Below are 21,311 nucleotides of genomic sequence, written 5' to 3' on the forward strand. Positions count from 1 at the left end.
GAGAGGGCCTGGCAACGATCAGCGCGCCCTCACGCGCCTGCGGGCACCTGGTCCAGAAATCCCGTGATGCTCCTGATACGGCCGTCCTTCAGCACGGCGAAATCAGTCCCCTTGATCGGGCTGTCGATGCCATCGGGACCAAGGCCCCAACTGAAGCGGACATGGTCGCCGTAGCCGTTGGGCTCGCCGATCAGCTTGAACTTGAAATCGGGGAAACGCTGCTGCACGCCTGCGATCAGCGCATCGACGCCGTCATGGCCGTCGCCCTTCATCAGGGGATCGACATAGCTTGCATCCGCGGTCCAGTTCTGGCTCAGCAGTTCGCGTCGGCGGCCGGCTGCACGCTCGTTCCAGAGATCGATGTAGCGGCGGGCGATGGTGATGGGGTCGGTCATTCTCGTCTCCTTCGATGGCGCCGTGTCGTTCGGCTGACCTGACTATCGAAGGTTTGCGCGCGCTGATCGATTACCTCGGAGGTCATGCGCATGATCCGGGAAGGCGGTTTCCCGATCGGATCATGCGTCGACAAGCGCGCGCAAATGTCGTCGCGAACTTACTTCGCCGCCGTGACCATGATTTCGACGGTGTATTGGGCTGCCGCGAGCTTGGCTTCGACGGTGGCGCGTGCCGGCGTGTTGCCGGGCGAGACCCAGGCGTCCCACACCGCGTTCATCTCGCCAAACGTCTTCATGTCGGTGATGTAGATCGTGGCCGAGAGCAGCTTCGACTTGTCGGTGCCGGCCTTGGCGAGATGGCTGTCGATGGTCGCCAGGATGTCCTGGGTCTGCTTCGTCACGCTTTCGCCGGCGGCGTTGTTGGCGACGACACCGGCGAGATAGACGGTGTTGCCGTGCACGACGACCTGGCTCATGCGCGGGCCGGTTTCAAGACGCTGAATGCTCATTGGGAGTCTCCTTTGAATGGCGGCTCTGTCTAGCGCAGCGGCCTGCCTCGTGCCACCCTAGGCACGCATGCGTTGCCAGGCACGCATGCGTCGCTGGCTATGCATGCGTCGCACTTCAAGGAAACTGGCCGAAGAACGTCCAGATCGTCTCGGCGGCGTCGATGTCGCCGTTCTGCGATCCGAGCAAGCTGGCGGCGACCTTCGGGAAGCGCGCATCCGGAGAAAATCCGGGCATGCGGTGACCGCCTTGATTGATGCGATAAAGCACGACATCGTGCCCTCCAGGACAGCGCGAGGAGATCCGTGTCACCGTGGACTGGTCTGCAGGCGCCCTGTCGGGCAAATCGGTCATGTCGGAATTGTCGGTCTCGCAGCCGTTGAGCTTGCGCCAGAACGCAAGCGTCTCGTCGGTGGACCAGAACCCGTCTGCGGCATAATAGCTCGATCCGCGGCCGCCCTCGTAGGGGACCAGCGGGTCGGCGGTGCCGTTCATCAGCAGCATCGGCAGCGGCCGCGACGGATGGCACGTGACCGCGGCCTCATCGGTGAGGTTCATGCTCACGCTCGCGCCGGCAGCAAACAGATCGGCGCGGGCACAGACCAGCGTCATGGCCATGGCGCCGCCATTGGAGAAGCCGGTGACATAGACGCGGCGAGGATCGGCGGTGCCGTTCGCCACCAGCTTCTCGACGAGCTTTGCGATGAAAGCGACGTCGTCAGTGCCCGCGGGCGGGCCACGGAGCGCCGGTCCCGCCTTGGTCCTCGCATCGGCCCATGCGTGGTTGAGGCCATCAGGAAAGACCACGGCAAACCCTTCGCGCTTTGCGACCTGCGGCCACGCCGTCCGCGTCATCATGTCGGCCCCGCGCTGGGTCTTGCCATGCAACACCACGACGAGCGGCACGAGCCGCTTCGTTGGCAGTTGCACCGTGTAGGACCGCTTCACGCCGTCGATGTCGATCGTGTCGGCGGACGCAGCCGAAGTGGCGGCCAATGCCGCGACAAACGCCGCGATGCGCGTTCGCCGCCGCATCATCTAGCCCACGGCTTTCGCCGCGGCGCGGCCCGCATTGCGGCCCGAGAACAGGCAGCCGCCGAGGAACGTGCCTTCCAGCGAGCGATAGCCGTGCACGCCGCCGCCGCCGAAGCCGGCGGCTTCGCCCGCTGCATAGAGACCGGGGATGACGCTGCCCTCCTCGCCGAACACGCGCGAAGAGAGGTCAGTCTCGAAACCGCCCAGCGTCTTGCGCGTGAGGATGTTGAGCTTGACCGCGATCAGTGGCCCTTGAGCGGGATCGAGGATGCGGTGCGGGGAGGCGGTGCGGATCAGCCTGTCGCCGATATAGCGCCGCGCATTGTGGATGTTCATCACCTGCGCATCCTTGACGTAAGGATTGGCGATCTCACGGTCGCGCGCCTCGATCTGCATCCTGATGTGCTCGAGCTTGAGGAGGTCGCTGCCGGCCAGCTTGTTCATGGCCGCAACGAGGTCCTCGATCTTGTCGCGCACGATGAAGTCGACACCATGGCTTTTGAACGCTTCCACCGGCGCCGGCGCGCCCTTGTTGGTGGCGCGCTTGATGGTCATGCGCCAGCTCTTGCCGGTGAGGTCGGGATTCTGCTCCGAGCCCGACAGCGCAAACTCCTTCTTGATGATGCTCTGGGTCAGGATGAACCAGGAATAATCGTAGCCGGTGGACATGATGTATTGGAGCTGGCCGAGCGTGTCGGAGCCGGGAAACAACGGCGCCGGCAAGCGCGTGCCGGTGGCGTCGAACCACATCGAGGAGGGGCCGGGCAGGATGCGGATGCCGTGGCGCGGCCAGATCGGTGACCAGTTCTGGATCCCTTCGACATAATGCCACATGCGGTCGCGGTTGATCAGCCGCGCGCCTGATTTCTCGGTGATGCCGATCATGCGGCCGTCGACATGCTCGGGCACGCCGGAGATCATGAATTTCGGCGGCGCACCGAGCCGCTTCGGCCAGTTCTGCCGCACCAGCTCGTGATTGCCGCCGATGCCGCCGGACGCCACGATCACGGCTTGGGCCTTCAACGCAAACTCGCCGACGACGTTGCGCGATGAGCTCTTGCCGCGCTCGACATTATCCGGGGCGAGAATGGCGCCGCTGACGCCATCCACCGTGCCGTTGGTGATCGAGAGCGCATCGACGCGATGGCGGAACCGAAAGCTCAGCCGGCCGGTTCTGACGGCCTCGCGCGCGCGGCGCTCGAACGGCTCGACGATGCCGGGTCCGGTGCCCCAGGTGACATGAAAGCGCGGCACCGAATTGCCGTGGCCCATGGCGTCATAGCCGCCGCGCTCGGCCCATCCGACCACGGGGAAAATGCGATGGCCCATCGCGCGCAGCCACGCACGCTTCTCGCCGGCCGCGAACGCCACATAGGCCTCGGCCCATTGCCGCGGCCAGAAATCCTCGTCACGGTCGAAGCCGGCGGTGCCGAGCCAGTCCTGCATCGCGAGGTCGAAGGAGTCCTTGATGCCGAGCCGGCGCTGCTCCGGCGAATCGACCAGGAACAATCCGCCGAACGACCAGAACGCCTGGCCGCCCAGCGACTGCTCGCCCTCCTGGTCGACCACGATCACGCGCTTGCCGGCGTCCGCGATCTCGGTTGCGGCCACGAGGCCCGACAGTCCTGCGCCGACAACGATGACGTCAGTCTCTTCAGCCATCTGTTCGGCCATATGTTTCCCCCTTCATGTGTCTTCCCCTTCACAGGTTCCCCCCTGTAGTTGCCCGGATTGAAGCCGGCGGTTGCAACTGAGATCAAGAGTGTGCCGCGTAAGACATCGTTAACTTGTTCCACTTCGGGAAAAAGACCGGCTGAGTGCAGCGCCGGCGCAACACTGGATGTGAATTTGTTTTGAGCGAGCCGGCATGCCTAGACAAAACCGCGGTTACGACGGACCCTAGCAGGGCATCACCACCTGACACACAGATTCGAATTCGACTGGGGCGGGGGCCAATGAAGTTTCTGACGGGGTTGCTTGCGGCGGTTCTCCTGATCGCGAGCATGGGCGCTTCTCACGCGGTGGTTCGGATCGCGGATGACCGCGGTGGCCGGATCGGAACCTACGTCGACAAATATCAGGACCTGCGACAGTCGGGCGACACCGTCATCATCGACGGTCTCTGCGCCTCTGCCTGCACCATCGTCCTCGGCGCCATCCCGCCTGACCGCATCTGCGTGACGTCGCACGCGACACTGGGCTTCCACGCCGCGTGGGATTTCGGCAGCAACGGCCGCGCCGTCACCAATACCGAAGCGACCCAGATGCTCTATGCGATGTATCCTTCGCAGGTGAAACGCTGGATCAATCAGCGCGGCGGCCTCACCCCGCATATGCTCTTCCTGAAGGGCAGGCAGCTCCAGGCCATGTACAAGCCCTGCTACCTCGACGCGCAGGCCTCGGCCAACAAGCCGTCGCCGCGGTAGGCCCACTGCAGCCATTCGCCTTTCACTAATTGATCGTCATGGCCGGGCGTAGCCGTCCGAAGGACGGCGTCGCTTTCGCTCGCCTATGTCCCGGCCATCCACGTTTTTGGCCCGGCTGGAAAGTCCGTGGATGCCCGGGCCTTCGCCTCGCCGGAGCGGCTTCGGCCGCGCAGGCGGGACAAGCCCGGGCATGATGGAGATCCTCCGCCCCAATTGATCTCCGGCCCGCCGGCTGCGCTTGCCCGGTCCCATCCCAGCGCCTATTTGAAAGGCAGGGAATTCCGGCCTTCACCCCGATCGTTGTCATGGCTCAACTGCACCCCGCACATCCTGTATCGGACAATTCGCCCACTGCCGGCCGGATGCCGTTCGTGCTGTTGTTGGCGGGTGCTGGCGTCGGCGGCCTGGTCGTGCTCGGCGTGCTCGCGCTCTGGTTCCACTACGGCAGCCAGGTGTTCTTCGAAATGATCAGGACCGGTTTCGCCGCCTGCTTCTGACCCGCGACAGGAAGTTTTCCGCCCATGAGCTCCGCCGCCCGTCCGCTGGTGATCGCGACCGCCTTCGCCGCAAGCCTCATCCTCGGGCTGCTGATCGTATTCTGGGCCATGGGCGGGGTCAGCAAGGTGGCGCAGCCGGCCGCGATCGGCGGCCCGTTCCAGCTCACTGACCAGAACGGCAAGGCCGTCACCGACAAGAACCTCAAGGGCAAGCCGACCCTGATCTTCTTCGGCTACACCCATTGCCCCGACGTCTGCCCGACTTCGCTGTTCGAGATCTCGGAAGTGCTGCGCGCGTTGGGCAAGGACGCCGACAAGGTCAATGCTGTCTTCATCTCGGTCGATCCCGAGCGCGATACGCCGGCGGCGATGAAGGATTATCTGTCGAGCTTCGACCCGCACCTTGAGGGCCTCAGCGGCGATCCTGCCGAGACCGCCAAGGTGATCACCTCCTACCGGGTCTACGCCAAGAAGGTCCCGACCAAGGACGGCGACTACACCATGGACCACACCGCGCTGATCTATCTAATGGACCGCGACGGCCGCTTCGTCTCGCCATTCAACCTGAAGCGCACGCCTGAAGAGGCCGCGGTGGACTTGAAGCGGTATCTGTAGGCTTCCCTATTGGCCGCAATCCGCGCTCGCGTTCCCGGCCGGATGGGCTATAAGGCCCTCCGATCCCAACGAAATTCGTTCATTTTCAGCCGATGGCCCCATCGCAACAGGCGAAATCGTCCAAATCCGCCCGTGGCTTGCTGACCGGGCTGGTCGTCGGCGTCTGCCTGCTCGCTGCTGCGCCGCGCGCGCAGGCGCAGGCCCCGGCCAAGCAGCCGCCGCAAGCCTCACCCCAAGTCGCGCCGCAAGCCGCCCCGCAGGCCGTGCCGGGCTTCTGGGACCCCCGGCGGCGGCCGGAGCGGCCGGATTTGTCGCGCCTGACCGTGATCCGTTTCCTGACCGAGACTGATTATCCGCCGTTCAACTATACCGGCGCCGACGGCAATCCGGCCGGCTTCAACGTCGATTTCGCCCGCGCGCTGTGCGAGGAGATCAAGGTCACCTGCACGGTGCAGATGCGCCGCTTCGAGACGCTGGTCGATGCGCTCGCCTCCAACCGGGGCGACGCCATCATCGCCTCGATGGCGGTGAGCCCGCAGCTCCGCGCCCGGGTCGACTTCACCGACCCCTATTACCGCGTGCCGGCGCGCTTCGCCTCGCGCAAGGACGCGGTGATGCCGGAGATCCGTCCCGAATATCTCGAGGGCAAGAAGGTCGGCGTCATCGCCGGCTCCGCGCATGAAGCCTATCTCAAGGCGATGTTCACCGACGCCGAGCTGCACCCCTATCCCAACGACGATGCCATGCGCGGCGCCTTGCGCAAGGGCGAGGTCGATTTCATCTTCGGCGACGCCATCGCGCTCGCGTTCTGGATCAACGGCACCGATTCCGGCGATTGCTGCGCCTTCTCCGGCGGCCCCTTCGTCGAAAGCCGGTTCTTCGGCGAGGGCATCGGCATCGCCGTGCGCAAGGGCAACGACGTGCTGCGCCAGGCCCTGAACTGGGCGATGTTCCGCGTCTGGGAAAAGGGCCGCTACACGGATCTGTGGCTGCGGTACTTCTCGGTGAGCCCGTTTTAGCTTCGCTGTCTGCTCTGCCGTCATTGCGAGGAGCCCTTGCGACGAAGCAATCCAGGCTGTTTCCGCAGTGGCAGTCTGGATTGCTTCGCTTCGCTCGCAATGACGGCGCGGTGGCAGTACCCCGCAAAATTGCATTCTGCCTGGAAATCGCTATTTTCCGCGCCCCGGAGGCCCCTTAGATGTCCGTTATCGATCTTGCCGCGAACCCGAGCGATCTGCGTGCGCTCGCCGAACAATCCAACGCCTGGCCATTCGAGCAGGCGAAGGCCATTGTCGCGCGGCTGAAGAAAAGCCCGAAGGACGAGGTGCTGTTCGAGACCGGCTACGGGCCATCAGGCCTGCCGCATATCGGCACCTTCGGCGAGGTCGCGCGCACCTCGATGGTGCGGCACGCTTTTCATGTGCTGACCGAAAACAAGATCAAGACCCGCCTGCTCGCGTTCTCCGATGACATGGACGGGTTTCGGAAAGTGCCCGACAACGTCCCCAACAAGGAGATGCTGGCCGTGCATCTCGGCAAGCCGCTGACCCGCGTGCCGGATCCGTTCACCAACGAATATCCGTCGTTCGGGCACCACAACAATGCGCGGCTGCGCGCCTTCCTCGATCATTTCGGCTTCGACTACGAATTCGCGAGCTCGACCGACTATTATACGTCCGGCCGTTTCGACGCGACGCTGCTCAAGATGTTAGCTGCCTACGACAAGGTGATGGCGATCATCCTGCCGACGCTCGGACCCGACCGCCGCGCGACCTATTCGCCGTTCCTCCCCATCAGCAAGACCACGGGTGTCGTGCTGCAGGTGCCGATGATCCGCCGCGACGTTGCGGCCGGCACGGTGACCTATCTCGATCCCGATACCAACCAGGAGGTCGAGACACCGGTCACCGGCGGCAACGTCAAGTGCCAGTGGAAGGCCGACTGGGCGATGCGCTGGGTCGCGCTCGGCGTCGATTACGAGATGGCCGGCAAGGATTTGATCGACTCGGTCAAACTCTCCGGCGCGATCGCGAGGGCGCTCGGCGCCACGCCGCCGGAAGGCTTCAACTACGAGCTCTTCCTCGACGACAAGGGCCAGAAGATCTCGAAGTCGAAGGGCAACGGCCTCACCATCGACGAATGGCTGCGCTACGCCTCGCCGGAATCGCTGTCGCTGTTCATGTATCGCGAGCCGAAGGCGGCCAAGCGGCTGTATTTCGACGTCATCCCGCGCAACGTCGACGACTACCAGCAATTCATCGACGGCTTTGCCAAGCAGGACGCCAGGCAGCAGCTCGGCAATCCGGTCTGGCATGTCCACAGCGGCCATCCGCCGAAGTTCGACATGCCCGTCACGTTCCAGCTCTTGCTGACGCTGGTGTCGTCGTCGAATGCGGAGAATGCCGAGACGCTGTGGGGTTTCATTGGCCGCTACCGGCCCGGCGTGAGCCCGCAAACGCATCCCAAGCTCGATGCGATGGTCGGCTATGCCATCAACTATTATCGCGACTTCGTCGCGCCGACGAAGACGTTCCGCGAACCGACCGACACCGAGCGCGCGGCGCTGCAGGATCTGCGGGATGCATTATCGCAGCTTCCGCAGGACGCCTCGGCCGAGGACATCCAGAACGTCGTCTACGAGATCGGCCGCCGCGAGCCGTTCCTCGACCAGGTCAAGAAGGGCAAGGACGGCCGTCCCGGCGTGACACTCGACTGGTTCAACATGCTCTACCAGGTGCTGCTCGGCCAGGAAAAAGGCCCGCGCTTCGGCTCCTTTGTCGCGGTGTATGGCGTGCAGAACGCGGTGAACATGATCGACGGCGCGCTGGCGCGGAGTGCGTGAGTCCAGCACTCACCGTCATCGTCCGCGAAGGCGGACGATCCAGTATTCCAGAGACCGCCGTGCTGAACCGAGACGCCGCGGCGTACTGGATTCCCCGCTTTCGCGGGGAATGACAGCGGAGCACCCCTCACTGGCTCGCCCACACGATCCTTGCGATCCACGCAACCTCGCTCGCTGCCATCGTCCGCTCGGGCTGTGGCGGATCGAGCGGCTGCAAATCCAGAACCTTTGCTGTGCGGCGCTTCAGCGTTGCCACCGTGACCTCGCCCGCTTTGGTCTTCACCACCACGCGATCGCCTTTGCGGACCGGTGTGCCGGGTGAGACCAGGATGACGTCGCCGTCGCGATAGGCGGGCTGTAGCGCTTCGCCGGAAATCTGCAGCGCGAAGCTGTGGCTGTCTTTGGCGGTGGGAAGCGCAAACTCGGTCCAGCTCTTGCCGATGGGAAAGCCGGACTCGTCGAAGGCGCCGCTCGCGCTCGCCAGCGCGAAGCCGAGCAGCGGCACCGAGCGGCCGCCGCCCGTCTCGTCGCCGACCAGTCTGGCAAAGGTGTCGATCGAGGAATCTGCCGCCGCCAGCGCTTTCGCGATCGATTCGGTCGAGGGCCAGCGCTCGCGGCCGTCGGAGGTGACGCGCTTGGACTTGTTGAAGGTGGTGGGATCGAGCCCGGCGCGCTTGGCAAGGCCCGACGGTGACAGGCCGGCACGCTCCGCCAGCCGATCCAGCGCGCCCCAGATCTGGTCGTGAGAGAGCATCCTCTGCGCTTTGGCCTGTCTGACCATGGAAGGTCCAGCCCGTCGCAACTCAGGAAAACTATCCTCAAATCAATCGGTTTTCCGTTTTCGGTGCAAGAGGCGGCGTCTAAGTCTTGAGTTCGGCAGGGGTGGCCTTTACGGTCCCGCCCGGGATTTAACGACCCACGAGAGACGAAAATCCCCAGGAGACTCAAAGAGCTGTCTCCACGGGCAAACAGGACTGCGTAAGCGGTGGTCAAGATCTACAAAATCTGTCCGGCCTCGGCCTGGCGTGAGGCGGAACGGCAGGGTGTCTACCGCGGCAGCGCGGACGATTCGCGCGACGGATTCATCCATTTCTCGACCGCATCCCAGGTTCCCGAGACCCTGCAGAGGCATTATGTTGGGCAGCGCGCGCTGTTCCTGGTCGAGGTCGACGGCGATGCGCTCGGCAGCGCATTGCGCTGGGAGCGTTCGCGCAATGAGGAGCTGTTTCCGCATCTCTATGGCGAGCTCGATCTCGGCGCTGTGATGGCCGTGATGAACCTCAACACGCGCTCCGACGGCGGCCACGACGTTCCGGAGCTTGCCCCGTGATCCGCGCTTTCGACGCTCTCTCGCTGCCGGTGTTGCGTTGGCTCGATCCGGAGGATGCGCATCGCCTCGCGATCCAGGGCCTGCGCTTCCTGCCGCCGGGCAAGCCGCAGGCTGACGATCCCAAGCTCGCGGTGCGTGCCTTCGGGCTCAACTTCCCCAATCCGATCGGCATGGCCGCGGGCTTCGACAAGAGCGCCGAAGTGCCGGATGCGCTGCTGCGGCTCGGCTTCGGCTTCGTCGAGATCGGCTCGGTGACGCCGAAACCGCAAAGCGGCAATCCGCGGCCGCGGCTGTTTCGCCTGGAGCGCGACGAGGCCGTGATCAACCGCATGGGCTTCAACAATGACGGCGCGGAGACCGCCCTGCGCCGGCTCGCGGCGCGCGCGCAGCACGGCGGCATCGTCGGCGTCAATGTCGGCGCCAACAAGGATTCGCCCGATCGCGTCAATGACTACGTCAAGCTGATCGAGACCTTTGCGCCGGTCGCGAGCTATTTCACCGTCAACGTCTCCTCGCCGAACACGCCGGGCCTGCGCAATCTGCAGGAAGGCGCGCTGCTCGACGATCTCCTCGCCAGGGTGATCGACGCGCGCCAGCGGGTGCGCGAGAGCGCCGGCGACACGCCGGTGCTGCTCAAGATCGCGCCGGATCTGAGCCTCGCCCAGCTCGACGACGTCGTGCAGGTCGCGCGCTCGCGCCGGGTCGACGGCATGATCGTGTCGAACACCACCATCGCGCGGCCGAGCACGCTGCGCGAGGAGATGCGCGCCAAGGAGCAGGGCGGCCTGTCAGGCCGGCCGCTGTTCCGGCTGTCGACGCGGATGGTCGCCGAGACCTATGTGCGCGTCGAGGGCGCATTCCCCCTGATCGGCGTCGGCGGCGTGGATTCGGGCGGCGCCGCGCTGACGAAAATCCGCGCCGGCGCGAGCCTGATCCAGCTCTATTCGTCGCTGGTCTACAAGGGCCTCGGCCTCGTCGACGAGATCAAGCGCGACCTCACCTCAACCCTATTGCGCACCGGGCGGGATTCTCTCTCCGAGATCGTCGGCTCCGACGCCGCCACGTTGACGGCGGAAACCTGGCCGGGGATGTAGCTCTTCGCGGCGTAGCCCGGATGGAGCGAAGCGCAATCCGGGATTCGATCCGCGGACGCGAAGGCCCCGGACTACGCTTTCGCTCCATCCGGGCTACGCGTTACAGCGACTGCTTCGGAAACGTCTTCCTGTACAGCGCCGGATAGCGCGCGGCCTGCAAGCCGCCGCGCGAGACGTAGGAGGCGATCAGCGCGCTCCACAGCCCGGCATTGCCGAACGATTGCAGCGCCCACCATGTGGCGAGGAAGATCGCGAGCGAGGCCAGCATCAGATTGCGCATCTCGCGCGCCCAGGTCGCGCCGATATAGATGCCGTCGAAGCCGAAGGCGAACACGCCGGGAATGGGCGCAAGCACGACGAACGGCAGGAATTCCCGCGCACCGCGACGGACGGCCTCGCTCGCCGTCATGACATCGATCAAATTCGGCCCAAACAGCGCGAACAGCGCGGACACGACCAGCGCGAAGCCGAGCCCCCATAGCAGCACCAGCCGGGTCGAATCCGCAAATCCCCTCGCGTCGCGTGCGCCGAGCGTACGGCCGCAAAGCTGCTGGGCTGCGTTCGCTAGACCGTCGAGGAAGAAGGCGCTGACCAGCAGAAAATTGTTGAGCACGGAATTGGCGGCCAGCGTGACGTCGCCAGCCCGTGCGCCCTTGGCGGTGAAAAACAGAAACACGGCGATCAGTGCCGCGGTGCGGATCAGGATGTCGGAATTCACCGCCAGCAGCCGCATCAGCTTGGTCCGGTCGAACAGCTCTGCGTATGGCACCGCGAACCCGCCGTCCGCATAGCGGCGGCAGACCATCATGCCGAGCCCGAATCCGGCCGCTTCAGATAGCAGTGCGGCGATCGCAGCACCCGCGATGCCGGTGTCGTAGACCAGCACCAGCAGGATCGTCGCCGCCGCGTTGACGAGATTGATGACGACCTGGAGCGCGAGCGCCGGATTGGCGCGGGCCTGGCCGACCAGCCAGCCGAGGATGACATAATTGGCGAGCGCCAGTGGCGCCGACCAGATCCGGATCACGAAATAGGTTTTCGCCGCGCGCGTAACGCCTTCGCTGCCGCCCATCAGGTCGAACAGCACGGCGGCCAGCGGCAGTTGCAGCGCGATCAGGGCTATGCCGATCAGGCCCGCGACGATGAAGCCGCGCACCAGAATCGCGGTCAGCTCGCGCGTCTCGCCGGCGCCGAGCGCCTGCGCCGTGAAGGCGAGCGTGCTCATGCGAAGGAAGCCGAATAGCCAGAACAGGCAATCGAAGATGACGGACGCGATGGCGACGCCGCCGAGCAGCGCGGCATCGTCCAGCCGTCCGATCGCGGTGGTCGAGACCACGCCGATCAGCGGCGTGGTGAGGTTCGCGACCATCGCAGGTCCTGCGATGGCGAAGACCTGACGGGAACCGATCTTCACGTGAACGGGTGCGTGCATGTCAGAACACGAGCACCATGCCGTCTTCGGCGGCGAGATGGGCGATGTCGTCGAGGCGCGACAGCACGTCTTCGCTCATATGGGTGAGCACGAGCCGTTTTGCGCCGATTTCGGGAAGGTGCTGTTCCAAGGTCTTCAGGCTGAGGTGATTCTTGACCACCTTCTCGTACATATAGGCCTCGGCGATGAAAAGGTCCGCGCCATGCGCCAACGGAATGAGCGTCTCCGTCCATTCGGTATCGGCGCTGTAGGCCAGCGTGCGGCCTTCCGCTTCGACGCGATAAGCGAGGAACGGTCCGCCGGATTCACCGTGCACGACGGGGTAGGGCGTCACCGTCACCGCGCCGAAGTTTTGGCTCTGCTCGGGCGCGAGCTCGACGACCGACAGCTCGAAGCGCTGTTTCGTCTTCGAGGAGTGCTCGAACAGAGCCTCCATCACCGCACGCAGCCGCGTCTCGATGCCTTTGGGGCCGGCGATCGTGAGCGGCCGCGTCCGCCGCGAGAATTGCGCGTCGAGCAGAACAAACGGCAGCCCCGCAAAATGGTCGCCGTGGAAATGCGTGATCAGGATGAGATCGATCTCATTGCAGTCGATCTCGAGCCGCTTCAGCGCCGGCAAAGCCGACGCGCCACAATCGATCAGGAAGTTGGCTTCGCGCCCCGAGACGTGGAAGCAGGTGTTGAGCCTGCCGCCCGATCCGAAGGCGTCGCCGCAGCCGACAAAGCGCAATTGCATCGGCTGCGAGCTCCCTAAAGCATGATCCGGAAAAGTGTGAAGCGGTTTTCCGACAAGACCATGCTCAGAACTAACGACTTACCTGCGCGGCGCGCCGAAAACGCGCATCAGCAGCCAGATCGGGATCACGATGACAGCGCCGAGCAGGAAGTAGCGCCACAGCCAGTTCACGGTATCGAAGCCGAGATCCCACAACCGCTGGAACAAGAGACGAATGCTGTAGAGAATATTCCAGGGATCGAAGCCGATCGTCGCCAGCACGACGCCGACCAGGATCGAGAGCAGCACCAAGCGAAACGCGACCGCCAGCGGCGAGCCGCCGAGAAAGCGGTTCAGGCCATCACTGCGGCCGGCCGGCAAATCTCTGACGTCGTGGGCCATCTCAAACTCCTCAGGGGATTCGACCCTATCATAGGGCAAGGCGGTGGACATGGGGAACCCGTGAGGGGGCGTCAATCGGCTTACGGGATTTTAATTCGGGCAAGCACACGCCCGGGGCTTCTTAAGCCTCAATCTCCGCCGCCTCCGCTTTCAGCATCTTTTCCAGCGTTTCCAGTCGGTCGGCCTCCCGCGGCGGCTTGTCCCAGCGCAAGCGGCTGATGCGGGGAAAGCGCATCGCGACGCCGGATTTGTGCCGTGGTGAGCGCTGCAGCCCCTCGAAGGCGACCTCCAGCACCAGGCCTTTGTCCGGCTCGTGCACGACGTGGCGGACGGGACCGAATTTTTCGGTGGTATTGCGACGCACGAAGCGGTCGATCTGGAGCAACTCCTCGTCGGTGAAGCCGAAATAGGCTTTTCCGACCGGCACCAGCTCGTCACTGCCCGCGCCTGCGGTCCAGACGCCGAAGGTGTAGTCGGAATAGTAGGACGAGCGTTTGCCGTGGCCGCGCTGCGCATACATCAGCACGGCGTCGATGATGTGCGGATCGCGCTTCCACTTCCACCACTGTCCCTTCGGCCGTCCCGGCAGATAGGGGGCATCGCGCCGCTTCAGCATCACGCCTTCGACGGCGTCCGCGTCTTCGCCCGCACCAGCGCTCGCGGGATCGGCGCGTGCGGCGGTCAGCGCCTCCCAGCTTGCGAAGGGCACGGTGGGCGAGAGATCGATGCGGGAATCGTCGAGCTTTTCGATGAAGGTCTCCAGCCGTTCGCGCCGCTCCGCAAAGGGCAGCTCGCGCAGATCATTCTCGTCGTCGCCGAGCAGATCGTAGGCGCGCAGATGAACTGGAAACTCCTTGATCAGCTTCGGAGACACGACCTTGCGGTTGAGCCGCTGTTGCAGAACATTGAAACTCTGCACGCGCCCTTCGCGCAGAATCAGAAGCTCGCCGTCAATGGCGCCGGGTAGCCGCAACGCCGGCACGAGATCCGGAAAGCTTCCGGTGATGTCCTCGCCGGTGCGCGAATAGAGCCGCGCGGTGATCTGGCCGTGCTCGTCGAGGCCGGCGACCGCCTGCACGCGGATGCCGTCCCATTTCCATTCGGCGATGTAGTCGGCGGGATCGAGCGCGGCGAAATCCGTGTCCTCGATCGCATGCGCCAGCATCACCGGGCGAAACGGCGCGGGATCGCGATTGACCGGCTTGTCGCCGCGGCCTTCCAGCCAGGCGAACAGGTCGAGATAGGGCGGCGCGAGACCGGGCCAGATCAGCTCGACCTCATGCGGGTCCTTGTCGCCGAGTGCCGCGGCCGCAGTCTTGGCCAAGCGCGCGGAGATGCCGATGCGCAACGCGCCGGTTACGAGCTTCAACAGCGCCCAGCGGCCGGTCTCATCCAACTCGTCGAGCCAGCGCTCGATCTGTTTTGGCAGCTCGGTCTTGCCGAGCGTGCGCAGCGTGGTGACGACCTCGGTGAGGGTTGGGGGTGGCGGGTTGTTGTGGACACCCATGGCCTTCGGCCACATCAGCGCCACCGTCTCGGAGAGATCGCCGACATAATCGTAACTCAGCCCGAACAGCACCGGATCGGTGCGCGAGGCGATCAGGTCGCGGATCAATGCGGGCTTGGCGTGCTTGAAGCTGAGCGCACCGGTCAGCGCGGCCAGCGCGTAGCCGCGGTCGGGATCGGCGACCTCGCGAAAATAGCTGGTGATCAGGCGCAGCTTGTTGTTGCGGCCGGGCTCGTAGGCGAGGCGGTCGAGCAGTTCGGCGAAGCGGTTCATGCTTCGGCCTCGTCAGCGAGCGGGGTCTCGGTCTCCTCCTCGTCGCCGTAGCCGACGAGATCGAGCGGCCGCGCCCGCAAGCCCTTGCTTTGGCACCAATGCACCAGCGCGTCTTCCTGGCCGTGGGTGACCCAGATCTCGCCGGCACCGGTCGCCGCGATCGTGGCGGTAAGGCCGTCCCAATCGGCGTGATCCGAGATCACCAGCGGCAGCTCGATGCCGCGTTGCCGCGCGCGGGCGCGCACCCGCATCCAGCCGGAGGCGAATGCCGTGACCGGATCGGGAAACCGCCGGGTCCAGAGATCGGATGTCGCAGAGGGCGGCGCCAGCGTGATGGTGCCGGCGAGCGCCGCTTTCTTCACCCCCTTCACCGGCCGCAACTCGCCGAGCTCGATCCCGCGGCTCTGATAGTAATGCGTGATCTTCTCCATCGCGCCATGCAGATAGATCGGCGCGTCGTAGCCGGCTTGGCGCAGCAGCGCGATCACGCGCTGCGCCTTGCCGAGCGAATAGGCGCCGACGAGATGCGCGCGCTCCGGAAACAGCGCCACCGAAGCCAGCAGCTTCTTGACCTCATCGGCCGCATCGCCATGCCGAAACACCGGCAGTCCGAACGTCGCCTCGGTGATGAAGACGTCGCAGGATACCAGCTCGAACGGCGTGCAGGTCGGGTCGGGTGCATCCTTGTAGTCGCCGGAGGCGACGATGCAGGTGTCCTTGCAGGTGACCGCGACCTGCGCCGAACCGAGCACATGGCCGGCCGGGTGAAACTTCACGCTGACGTCGCCGAGCCGGATCTCCTCGCCATAGCGGATCGCCTGCGTCGAGCCGGCGAAATTCTCGCCATAGCGCAGCCGCATCATGTCCAGCGTTTCCTGCGTCGCCAGCACCGCGCCGTGGCCGGCGCGGGCATGGTCGGAATGGCCATGGGTGATCACGGCCCGCTCGACCGGCCGGACGGGGTCGATATGGAAGCCGCCCGGCTTGCAGCATAGGCCGGCAGCAACTGGCAGCAGGATGTCTTGCGGACGCACGCCTGTTATATAGGTCGCGATCCCGCATCTTCGAGTCACCCGCCCACTTCGCTTCCTGGTTCCCCAATGCCCCTGCGCCTGTTCCTGACCTCCGGCGATCTCATGGCCGACCGCCGCTTCGAGTTCGCGCGCGATCTTCAGCTCAAGGGCGATCTGGCGGCCGCTGCCGATCTGCTGGAGCAGACCATCGAGCTTGCGCCGAATTTCACCTCGGCCTGGTTCACGCTCGGCGAAATCTGCGCGCAACTCGGCGAGCGCGACAAGGCGATTGCGGCCTTTCGCAAATCGCGCGAGTCCGACCCGAGCGATCAGCACGGCGCTCATCTGCATCTGATGCGCCTCGGCGACGCGCAATTGTCCGAGATGCCAAAGGCCTATGTGCAGGCCTTGTTCGATCAATACGCGCCGCGCTTCGAGCACGTTCTGATCAACGATCTCGGCTATCGCGCGCCGTCGTTGATCTTCAAGGCGGTGGTGGCTGCCCGCGTCGCCGCGAAGAAGCCCGCCCTGTTCAAGCGCGCCATCGATCTCGGATGTGGGACGGGGCTTGCGGCCGCCGCCTTCGCAAAACAGGTCGACCAGTTCATCGGCATCGATCTGTCGCCCGGCATGGTCAAGGAGGCGCGCGCCACCGGCCTCTATGCCGAGCTCGAAGTCGCCGACATGATCGAGGGCCTGCGCAGCAGGAGCGATGCGAGCACGAACCTCGTCGTCGCGTCCGATGCGTTCGTCTATCTCCCCGATCTCGCCCCGGTGCTCAGTGAAGCCAGGCGCGTGCTCGCGCCCGGCGGCGTGCTTGCGTTCACGCTGGAGACCCATGACGGCAGCGGGATCGTGCTCGGCGACGGCCTGCGCTATGCCCATTCGGCGGAATATGTGCGCGATACGATGGCGCAGGCCGGCTTCAAGCTCCTCACATTGGAGCAGGCCTCGCCACGCACCGAGAACAACGAGCCGGTGCGCGGCCTCGTCGTGGTCGCCGAGAAAACTTGAGTCTAGGCGCTATATGCGGCGGTTTAAGCGTCATTGCGTCGCAAAGCCGTGACTTCCCACTTGCGAGCCGTGCGGCGATGCCAGCACAATGCGCGCACCAGGGAGAAACGAATAATGACGAAGAATCCATCGCGGCGCGATTTCAGCGCCGCCGCGCTTGCCACCATCGCGGCATCCACCTTGTCCGCGCCCTCCGTCTGGGCCGCGGAGAAGAAATACGATGCCGGCGCCAGCGACACCGAGATCAAGATCGGGCAGACCGTGCCGCATTCCGGCCCCGGCTCGCTCTACGGCGTGCTCGGGCGCATCGGCGAAGCCTATTTCCAGATGCTGAACGAGAAGGGCGGCATCAACGGACGCAAGGTCAAATTCCTCACCATGGACGATGCCTACAGCGCGCCGAAATGCGTCGAGGCGACGCGGCGCCTGGTCGAACAGGAAGAGGTGCTCGCGCTCTACGGCTCGCTCGGCACCGCGCCGCAAACCGCCGTGCACAAATATCTGAACTCAAAGGGCGTGCCGCAGCTTTTGCTCAACACCGGCGCCTCCAAGTGGAATAATCCGAAAGAGTTCAAATGGACGATGGCGGGCCTGCCGCTCTATCCGACCGAAGCCCGCATCCTGGCGCGGCACGTCCTCAGCGTGAAGCCGAATGCCAAGGTCGGCATCCTCTATCAGAACGACGATTTTGGCCGCGACTTCCTCGGGCCCTTCAAGAAGGTTCTGGAAGATTCCGGCGGCACCGCCAAGGTGATTATGGAGCAGACCTACGATCTGACCGATCCGACCGTCGATTCCCAACTCATCAACCTCTCGAAGTCGGGTGCGGACGTCTTCTACAACATCTCCACCGGCAAGGCCTCGTCGCAGTCGATCCGGAAAGTGGCCGAGCTCGGCTGGAAGCCGCTGCAGCTGCTGTCGGCCGGCTCGACCGGCCGCTCGATCCTCAATGCCGCGGGGCTCGAGAACGCCGCCGGCATCGTCGCCATCCGCTACAACAAGGAAGTCGGCCTGCCCAAATGGGAGAAGGACCCCGACGTGATGGCGTTCGAGGAGCTGCGCAAGAAGTACACGCCGGCGATCGATCAGGACAACACCATCGCCTTCGCCGGCTACGGCCAGGCCGTCACCATGGGCGAGATCCTGCGTCGCTGCGGCGACGAGCTCACCCGCGCCAACGTGCTGAAGCAGGCCTCCAACCTCAAAGGCTTCCACTCGCCTTATTTCCTCGACGGCGTCACCTGCGACTACACGCCTGACGATTACACGCCGATGAAGACGCTCTTCATCTCCACCTTTACCGGCAAGGACTGGGACATCTCCGACAAGCCGATGTCGGAGTAGGGGAGCTTTCTTCCTTCTCCCCTTGTGGGAGAAGGTGGCGTAGGCGGCCTCCGGCCGCCGTTCTTAAGAACGCCGAAACGTAGCTTCGGCTATAGCGCCGGATGAGGGGTCTTTCTCCGCGTACTCGCTGTATCGTGCGTGGATAGAACCCCTCCCCCGTCTCGCCGCTTCGCGGCGATCCACCCTCTCCCAGAAGGGGAGGGGGAATGGCAGGATCGCGCTCGCCGTTCACCCCACCCCTCGACGAACCCACCCCACGGCTTACCTGTGATGCGTGCCGCCCCGCATCCGCAAATCTTCGGCCGAGCCTGCCGCGCTGTTGCCCGACCGCTTCCAGGCGTGGTTCGCAGCCCGCGGCTGGTCGCCGCGCGCGCATCAATTGGCGCTGCTGGAGAAGGCGCGCGAGGACCGGTCCGCGCTGCTGATCGCACCGACGGGCGCCGGCAAGACGCTGGCGGGATTTTTGCCGACGTTGGTGGAGCTGAGCTCTGCGCCCAAAGCTTCGGCGACATCGGTGGTCTCCACCGGCCGCAGCCTGCAACGCAGCGGCGGCCTGCACACGCTCTACATCTCGCCGCTCAAGGCGCTCGCCGTCGATATCGCGCGCAACCTCGAGCGTCCGGTCGCCGAGATGGGACTGCCGATCAAGATCGAGACCCGCACCGGCGACACGCCAACATCGCGGCGGCAGCGGCAGCGGCGCTATCCGCCTGATATCCTGCTGACGACGCCCGAACAGCTCGCGCTGCTGCTGTCCTCCGACGACGCGCCGTTCCTGTTCTCCTCCTTGAAGCGCATCGTGCTCGACGAGCTGCATGCGCTGGTGACGTCCAAGCGCGGTGATCTTCTGTCTCTTGGGCTCGCGCGGCTGTGGCGATTGGCGCCGCAGATGCGCGCCATCGGCCTGTCGGCGACCGTGGCCGAGCCGGAATCGCTGGCGCGCTTCCTGGTGCCGCAGCCCGGCGGCAAGGAAGCGGCGGCCGACATCGTCATTGCCGGCGGCGCGGCGCCGCCGCTGGTCGAGATGATGGACACGCGCGAGCGCCTGCCCTGGGCCGGCCACAGCGCGCGCCATGCGCTTCCCGAGATCTACGAGCTGATCAAGGCCAACAAGACCACGCTTGTTTTCGTCAACACCCGCAGCCAGGCCGAGATGCTGTTCCAGAACCTCTGGAGCATGAACGACGACAACCTTGCCATCGCGCTGCATCACGGCTCGCTCGACGTCGCGCAACGTCGCAAGGTCGAGGATGCGATGTCGGCGGGCAAACTGCGCGGCGTGGTCTGCACCTCCTCGCTCGACCTCGGCGTCGACTGGGGCGACGTCGATCTGGTCGTCAATATCGGCGCGCCCAAGGGCTCCTCGCGCCTGATGCAGCGCATCGGCCGCGCCAACCACCGGCTCGACGAAGCTTCGCGCGCGGTGCTGGTGCCGGCGAACCGCTTCGAGGTGCTGGAGTGCCGCGTCGCGATCGACGCCATCGCGGAGAATGCGCAGGACACGCCGCCGCTGCGGATCGGGGCACTCGACGTGCTGGCCCAGCACGTGCTCGGCTGCGCCTGCGGCGAACCGTTTTTCACCGACGAGCTCTATGACGAGGTGCGCACCGCCGCGCCCTACGCCGATCTCACGCGGCAGGATTTCGACGACGTGGTCGATTTCGTCGCCTCCGGCGGCTACGCGCTGAAGACCTATGAGCGCTTCGCCCGCATCAAGCAGGACAAGAAGGGGCGCTGGCGCGTCGCCAATCCCAGGGTGCGGCAGAGCTACCGGATGAATGTCGGCACCATCGTCGAGGACGACATGCTGAAGGTGCGGCTGGTGCGCTCGCGCGGCGGCGGCCAAGGCAAGGCAGGCGGCTCGACGGGCGTGATCGCGCGCGGCGGCAGGCTGCTCGGCGAGATCGAGGAAGCCTTCATCGAGGGCCTCAGTCCCGGCGACACGTTCGTGTTCTCAGGCGAGGTGGTGCGCTACGAGACCCTGGTCGAGGACCAGGTCTACGTCTCGCGCGCCAACGACAAGGACCCGAAAGTGCCGTCCTACATGGGCGGCAAGTTTCCGCTCTCGACCTACCTTGCCGAACGGGTCCGCCGCCTGCTCGACGACGGGCGCGCGTGGGGCGCCTTGCCGGAGCAGGTGCGCGATTGGCTGTCGTTGCAGAAGGATGTCTCGCGCGTGCCTGAAGTGCGCGAGCTGCTGGTCGAGAGTTTTCCCCGCGCCAACAAGCATTACATCGTCTGCTACCCCTTCGAAGGCCGTCTCGCGCACCAGACGCTCGGCATGCTGTTGACGCGGCGGCTGGAGCGCGCCCGCGCCAGGCCGCTCGGCTTCGTCGCCAACGAATATGCGATCGCGGTCTGGGCGCTCGGCGACCTATCCTTCATGATCCGGGACGGCAGGATTGACCTCGACGCGCTGTTCGATCCCGACATGCTCGGCGACGACCTCGAAGCCTGGCTCGCCGAATCCGCGCTGATGAAGCGCACCTTCCGCAATTGCGCGATCATCTCCGGCCTGATCGCGCGCCGGCACACTGGCGAGGAGAAGAGCCGTCGCCAGGTGCTGTTCTCGACCGATCTCGTCTACGACGTCTTGCGAAAACACCAGGCCGATCACGTGCTGCTGCGCGCCGCGCGCGCCGATGCCGCCACCGGCCTGCTCGATCTGCGCCGTCTCAGCGACATGCTCACCCGCATCCAGGGCCGCATCACACATCGGGAACTCGATCGCGTCTCGCCGCTCGCGGTCCCCGTGATGCTGGAAATCGGCCGCGAGTCAGTTTATGGCGAAGCTGGAGACGAGCTCCTGGCCGAAGCCGCCGACGAGCTCGTCAAAGAGGCGATGGGATAAGAGCAGGTTTTGACGTGAC

The 21,311-nt window shown here is 65.1% G+C and carries 20 protein-coding genes; 10 read left to right on the forward strand and 10 right to left on the reverse strand.

Annotation, left to right across the window (positions count from 1 at the left end):
• Nucleotides 1–29 precede the first annotated feature (29 nt).
• The 4 genes from IVB40_RS02255 to IVB40_RS02270 form a co-directional block, all read right to left on the reverse strand.
• A complete protein-coding gene (locus IVB40_RS02255; RefSeq protein ID WP_027569996.1) occupies nucleotides 30–395 on the reverse strand; it encodes a nuclear transport factor 2 family protein in 366 nt (121 codons plus the stop codon).
• Between the two features lie 158 nt (nucleotides 396–553).
• Complete coding sequence (locus IVB40_RS02260) at nucleotides 554–904, reverse strand: RidA family protein (RefSeq protein WP_007599359.1); 351 nt, start codon at nucleotides 902–904, stop codon at nucleotides 554–556.
• A gap of 115 nt (nucleotides 905–1,019) precedes the next feature.
• Nucleotides 1,020–1,940, reverse strand: a complete 921-nt coding sequence (locus tag IVB40_RS02265) for a PHB depolymerase family esterase (protein WP_247817988.1) — start codon at nucleotides 1,938–1,940, stop codon at nucleotides 1,020–1,022.
• Nucleotides 1,941–3,599 carry an FAD-binding dehydrogenase gene (locus tag IVB40_RS02270; protein ID WP_247819646.1) on the reverse strand — a complete coding sequence of 553 codons (1,659 nt, stop codon included), beginning with the start codon at nucleotides 3,597–3,599 and terminating at the stop codon, nucleotides 1,941–1,943.
• A 293-nt stretch (nucleotides 3,600–3,892) separates the two neighbouring features.
• On the opposite strand from IVB40_RS02270, the gene IVB40_RS02275 reads away from it, so the two are divergent.
• The 5 genes from IVB40_RS02275 to IVB40_RS02295 all read left to right on the forward strand — a co-directional run bounded on the left by IVB40_RS02275 (nucleotide 3,893) and on the right by IVB40_RS02295 (nucleotide 8,317).
• On the forward strand, nucleotides 3,893–4,363 hold the full coding sequence (locus tag IVB40_RS02275) for a hypothetical protein (protein ID WP_027569999.1): 471 nt from the start codon (nucleotides 3,893–3,895) through the stop codon (nucleotides 4,361–4,363).
• 305 nt (nucleotides 4,364–4,668) lie between these two features.
• Nucleotides 4,669–4,860: a hypothetical protein gene (locus IVB40_RS02280; RefSeq protein ID WP_247817989.1), complete on the forward strand. Its 192-nt coding sequence runs from the start codon at nucleotides 4,669–4,671 to the stop codon at nucleotides 4,858–4,860.
• 24 nt (nucleotides 4,861–4,884) lie between these two features.
• Entirely contained in the window at nucleotides 4,885–5,475 is a 591-nt protein-coding gene (locus tag IVB40_RS02285; protein ID WP_247283115.1) for an SCO family protein, read from the forward strand.
• A gap of 92 nt (nucleotides 5,476–5,567) precedes the next feature.
• The gene (locus tag IVB40_RS02290) at nucleotides 5,568–6,494 is read left to right on the forward strand and encodes a transporter substrate-binding domain-containing protein (RefSeq protein WP_247817990.1); all 927 of its coding nucleotides are present in this window, start codon (nucleotides 5,568–5,570) and stop codon (nucleotides 6,492–6,494) included.
• A 179-nt stretch (nucleotides 6,495–6,673) separates the two neighbouring features.
• Entirely contained in the window at nucleotides 6,674–8,317 is a 1,644-nt protein-coding gene (locus IVB40_RS02295; protein WP_247817991.1) for a lysine--tRNA ligase, read from the forward strand.
• A 127-nt stretch (nucleotides 8,318–8,444) separates the two neighbouring features.
• Here IVB40_RS02295 and IVB40_RS02300 read toward each other — a convergent pair whose 3' ends face one another.
• Nucleotides 8,445–9,098, reverse strand: a complete 654-nt coding sequence (locus IVB40_RS02300; protein WP_247817992.1) for a helix-turn-helix transcriptional regulator — start codon at nucleotides 9,096–9,098, stop codon at nucleotides 8,445–8,447.
• A gap of 204 nt (nucleotides 9,099–9,302) precedes the next feature.
• Between IVB40_RS02300 and IVB40_RS02305 the strand changes: the two genes are divergently transcribed.
• Nucleotides 9,303–9,647: a DUF952 domain-containing protein gene (locus IVB40_RS02305; RefSeq protein WP_247283121.1), complete on the forward strand. Its 345-nt coding sequence runs from the start codon at nucleotides 9,303–9,305 to the stop codon at nucleotides 9,645–9,647.
• Entirely contained in the window at nucleotides 9,644–10,741 is a 1,098-nt protein-coding gene (locus IVB40_RS02310) for a quinone-dependent dihydroorotate dehydrogenase (protein WP_247283123.1), read from the forward strand. The genes IVB40_RS02305 and IVB40_RS02310 overlap by 4 nt, the downstream gene beginning before the upstream one ends.
• A 100-nt stretch (nucleotides 10,742–10,841) precedes the next feature.
• On the opposite strand, the gene IVB40_RS02315 is transcribed toward IVB40_RS02310, so the two are convergent.
• The 5 genes from IVB40_RS02315 to IVB40_RS02335 all read right to left on the reverse strand — a co-directional run bounded on the left by IVB40_RS02315 (nucleotide 10,842) and on the right by IVB40_RS02335 (nucleotide 16,104).
• The gene (locus IVB40_RS02315; RefSeq protein WP_247464276.1) at nucleotides 10,842–12,173 is read right to left on the reverse strand and encodes an MATE family efflux transporter; all 1,332 of its coding nucleotides are present in this window, start codon (nucleotides 12,171–12,173) and stop codon (nucleotides 10,842–10,844) included.
• A gap of 1 nt (nucleotide 12,174) precedes the next feature.
• A complete protein-coding gene (locus IVB40_RS02320; RefSeq protein ID WP_247817993.1) occupies nucleotides 12,175–12,909 on the reverse strand; it encodes an MBL fold metallo-hydrolase in 735 nt (244 codons plus the stop codon).
• A gap of 78 nt (nucleotides 12,910–12,987) precedes the next feature.
• Nucleotides 12,988–13,290 carry a DUF6460 domain-containing protein gene (locus IVB40_RS02325; RefSeq protein WP_247362992.1) on the reverse strand — a complete coding sequence of 101 codons (303 nt, stop codon included), beginning with the start codon at nucleotides 13,288–13,290 and terminating at the stop codon, nucleotides 12,988–12,990.
• A 121-nt stretch (nucleotides 13,291–13,411) separates the two neighbouring features.
• Nucleotides 13,412–15,070 (reverse strand): cisplatin damage response ATP-dependent DNA ligase, encoded by a 1,659-nt coding sequence (locus IVB40_RS02330; RefSeq protein WP_247817994.1) that lies wholly within the window; start codon nucleotides 15,068–15,070, stop codon nucleotides 13,412–13,414.
• Nucleotides 15,067–16,104 carry a ligase-associated DNA damage response exonuclease gene (locus IVB40_RS02335; RefSeq protein ID WP_247819647.1) on the reverse strand — a complete coding sequence of 346 codons (1,038 nt, stop codon included), beginning with the start codon at nucleotides 16,102–16,104 and terminating at the stop codon, nucleotides 15,067–15,069. Before IVB40_RS02335 ends, IVB40_RS02330 begins: the two co-directional genes overlap by 4 nt.
• A 66-nt stretch (nucleotides 16,105–16,170) precedes the next feature.
• Between IVB40_RS02335 and IVB40_RS02340 the strand changes: the two genes are divergently transcribed.
• The 3 genes from IVB40_RS02340 (at nucleotide 16,171) to IVB40_RS02350 (ending at nucleotide 21,292) form a co-directional block, all read left to right on the forward strand.
• Complete coding sequence (locus tag IVB40_RS02340) at nucleotides 16,171–17,097, forward strand: methyltransferase domain-containing protein (RefSeq protein ID WP_247817995.1); 927 nt, start codon at nucleotides 16,171–16,173, stop codon at nucleotides 17,095–17,097.
• Between the two features lie 114 nt (nucleotides 17,098–17,211).
• Nucleotides 17,212–18,441: an ABC transporter substrate-binding protein gene (locus IVB40_RS02345; protein ID WP_247817996.1), complete on the forward strand. Its 1,230-nt coding sequence runs from the start codon at nucleotides 17,212–17,214 to the stop codon at nucleotides 18,439–18,441.
• Between the two features lie 274 nt (nucleotides 18,442–18,715).
• Nucleotides 18,716–21,292, forward strand: a complete 2,577-nt coding sequence (locus IVB40_RS02350) for a ligase-associated DNA damage response DEXH box helicase (protein WP_247817997.1) — start codon at nucleotides 18,716–18,718, stop codon at nucleotides 21,290–21,292.
• Nucleotides 21,293–21,311: the final 19 nt, after the last annotated feature.

This window comes from Bradyrhizobium sp. 40 (assembly GCF_023100925.1).
Lineage (GTDB): Bacteria > Pseudomonadota > Alphaproteobacteria > Rhizobiales > Xanthobacteraceae > Bradyrhizobium.

Bases quoted from the DNA above. Each gene is read 5' to 3' on its own strand.
- IVB40_RS02255 (WP_027569996.1), bottom strand. From the start codon at position 395: ATGACCGACCCCATCACCATCGCCCGCCGCTACATCGATCTCTGGAAC.
- IVB40_RS02260 (WP_007599359.1), bottom strand. From the start codon at position 904: ATGAGCATTCAGCGTCTTGAAACCGGCCCGCGCATGAGCCAGGTCGTC.
- IVB40_RS02265 (WP_247817988.1), bottom strand. From the start codon at position 1,940: ATGATGCGGCGGCGAACGCGCATCGCGGCGTTTGTCGCGGCATTGGCC.
- IVB40_RS02270 (WP_247819646.1), bottom strand. From the start codon at position 3,599: ATGGCTGAAGAGACTGACGTCATCGTTGTCGGCGCAGGACTGTCGGGC.
- IVB40_RS02275 (WP_027569999.1), top strand. From the start codon at position 3,893: ATGAAGTTTCTGACGGGGTTGCTTGCGGCGGTTCTCCTGATCGCGAGC.
- IVB40_RS02280 (WP_247817989.1), top strand. From the start codon at position 4,669: ATGGCTCAACTGCACCCCGCACATCCTGTATCGGACAATTCGCCCACT.
- IVB40_RS02285 (WP_247283115.1), top strand. From the start codon at position 4,885: ATGAGCTCCGCCGCCCGTCCGCTGGTGATCGCGACCGCCTTCGCCGCA.
- IVB40_RS02290 (WP_247817990.1), top strand. From the start codon at position 5,568: ATGGCCCCATCGCAACAGGCGAAATCGTCCAAATCCGCCCGTGGCTTG.
- IVB40_RS02295 (WP_247817991.1), top strand. From the start codon at position 6,674: ATGTCCGTTATCGATCTTGCCGCGAACCCGAGCGATCTGCGTGCGCTC.
- IVB40_RS02300 (WP_247817992.1), bottom strand. From the start codon at position 9,098: ATGGTCAGACAGGCCAAAGCGCAGAGGATGCTCTCTCACGACCAGATC.
- IVB40_RS02315 (WP_247464276.1), bottom strand. From the start codon at position 12,173: ATGCACGCACCCGTTCACGTGAAGATCGGTTCCCGTCAGGTCTTCGCC.
- IVB40_RS02320 (WP_247817993.1), bottom strand. From the start codon at position 12,909: ATGCAATTGCGCTTTGTCGGCTGCGGCGACGCCTTCGGATCGGGCGGC.
- IVB40_RS02325 (WP_247362992.1), bottom strand. From the start codon at position 13,290: ATGGCCCACGACGTCAGAGATTTGCCGGCCGGCCGCAGTGATGGCCTG.
- IVB40_RS02330 (WP_247817994.1), bottom strand. From the start codon at position 15,070: ATGAACCGCTTCGCCGAACTGCTCGACCGCCTCGCCTACGAGCCCGGC.
- IVB40_RS02340 (WP_247817995.1), top strand. From the start codon at position 16,171: ATGCCCCTGCGCCTGTTCCTGACCTCCGGCGATCTCATGGCCGACCGC.
- IVB40_RS02345 (WP_247817996.1), top strand. From the start codon at position 17,212: ATGACGAAGAATCCATCGCGGCGCGATTTCAGCGCCGCCGCGCTTGCC.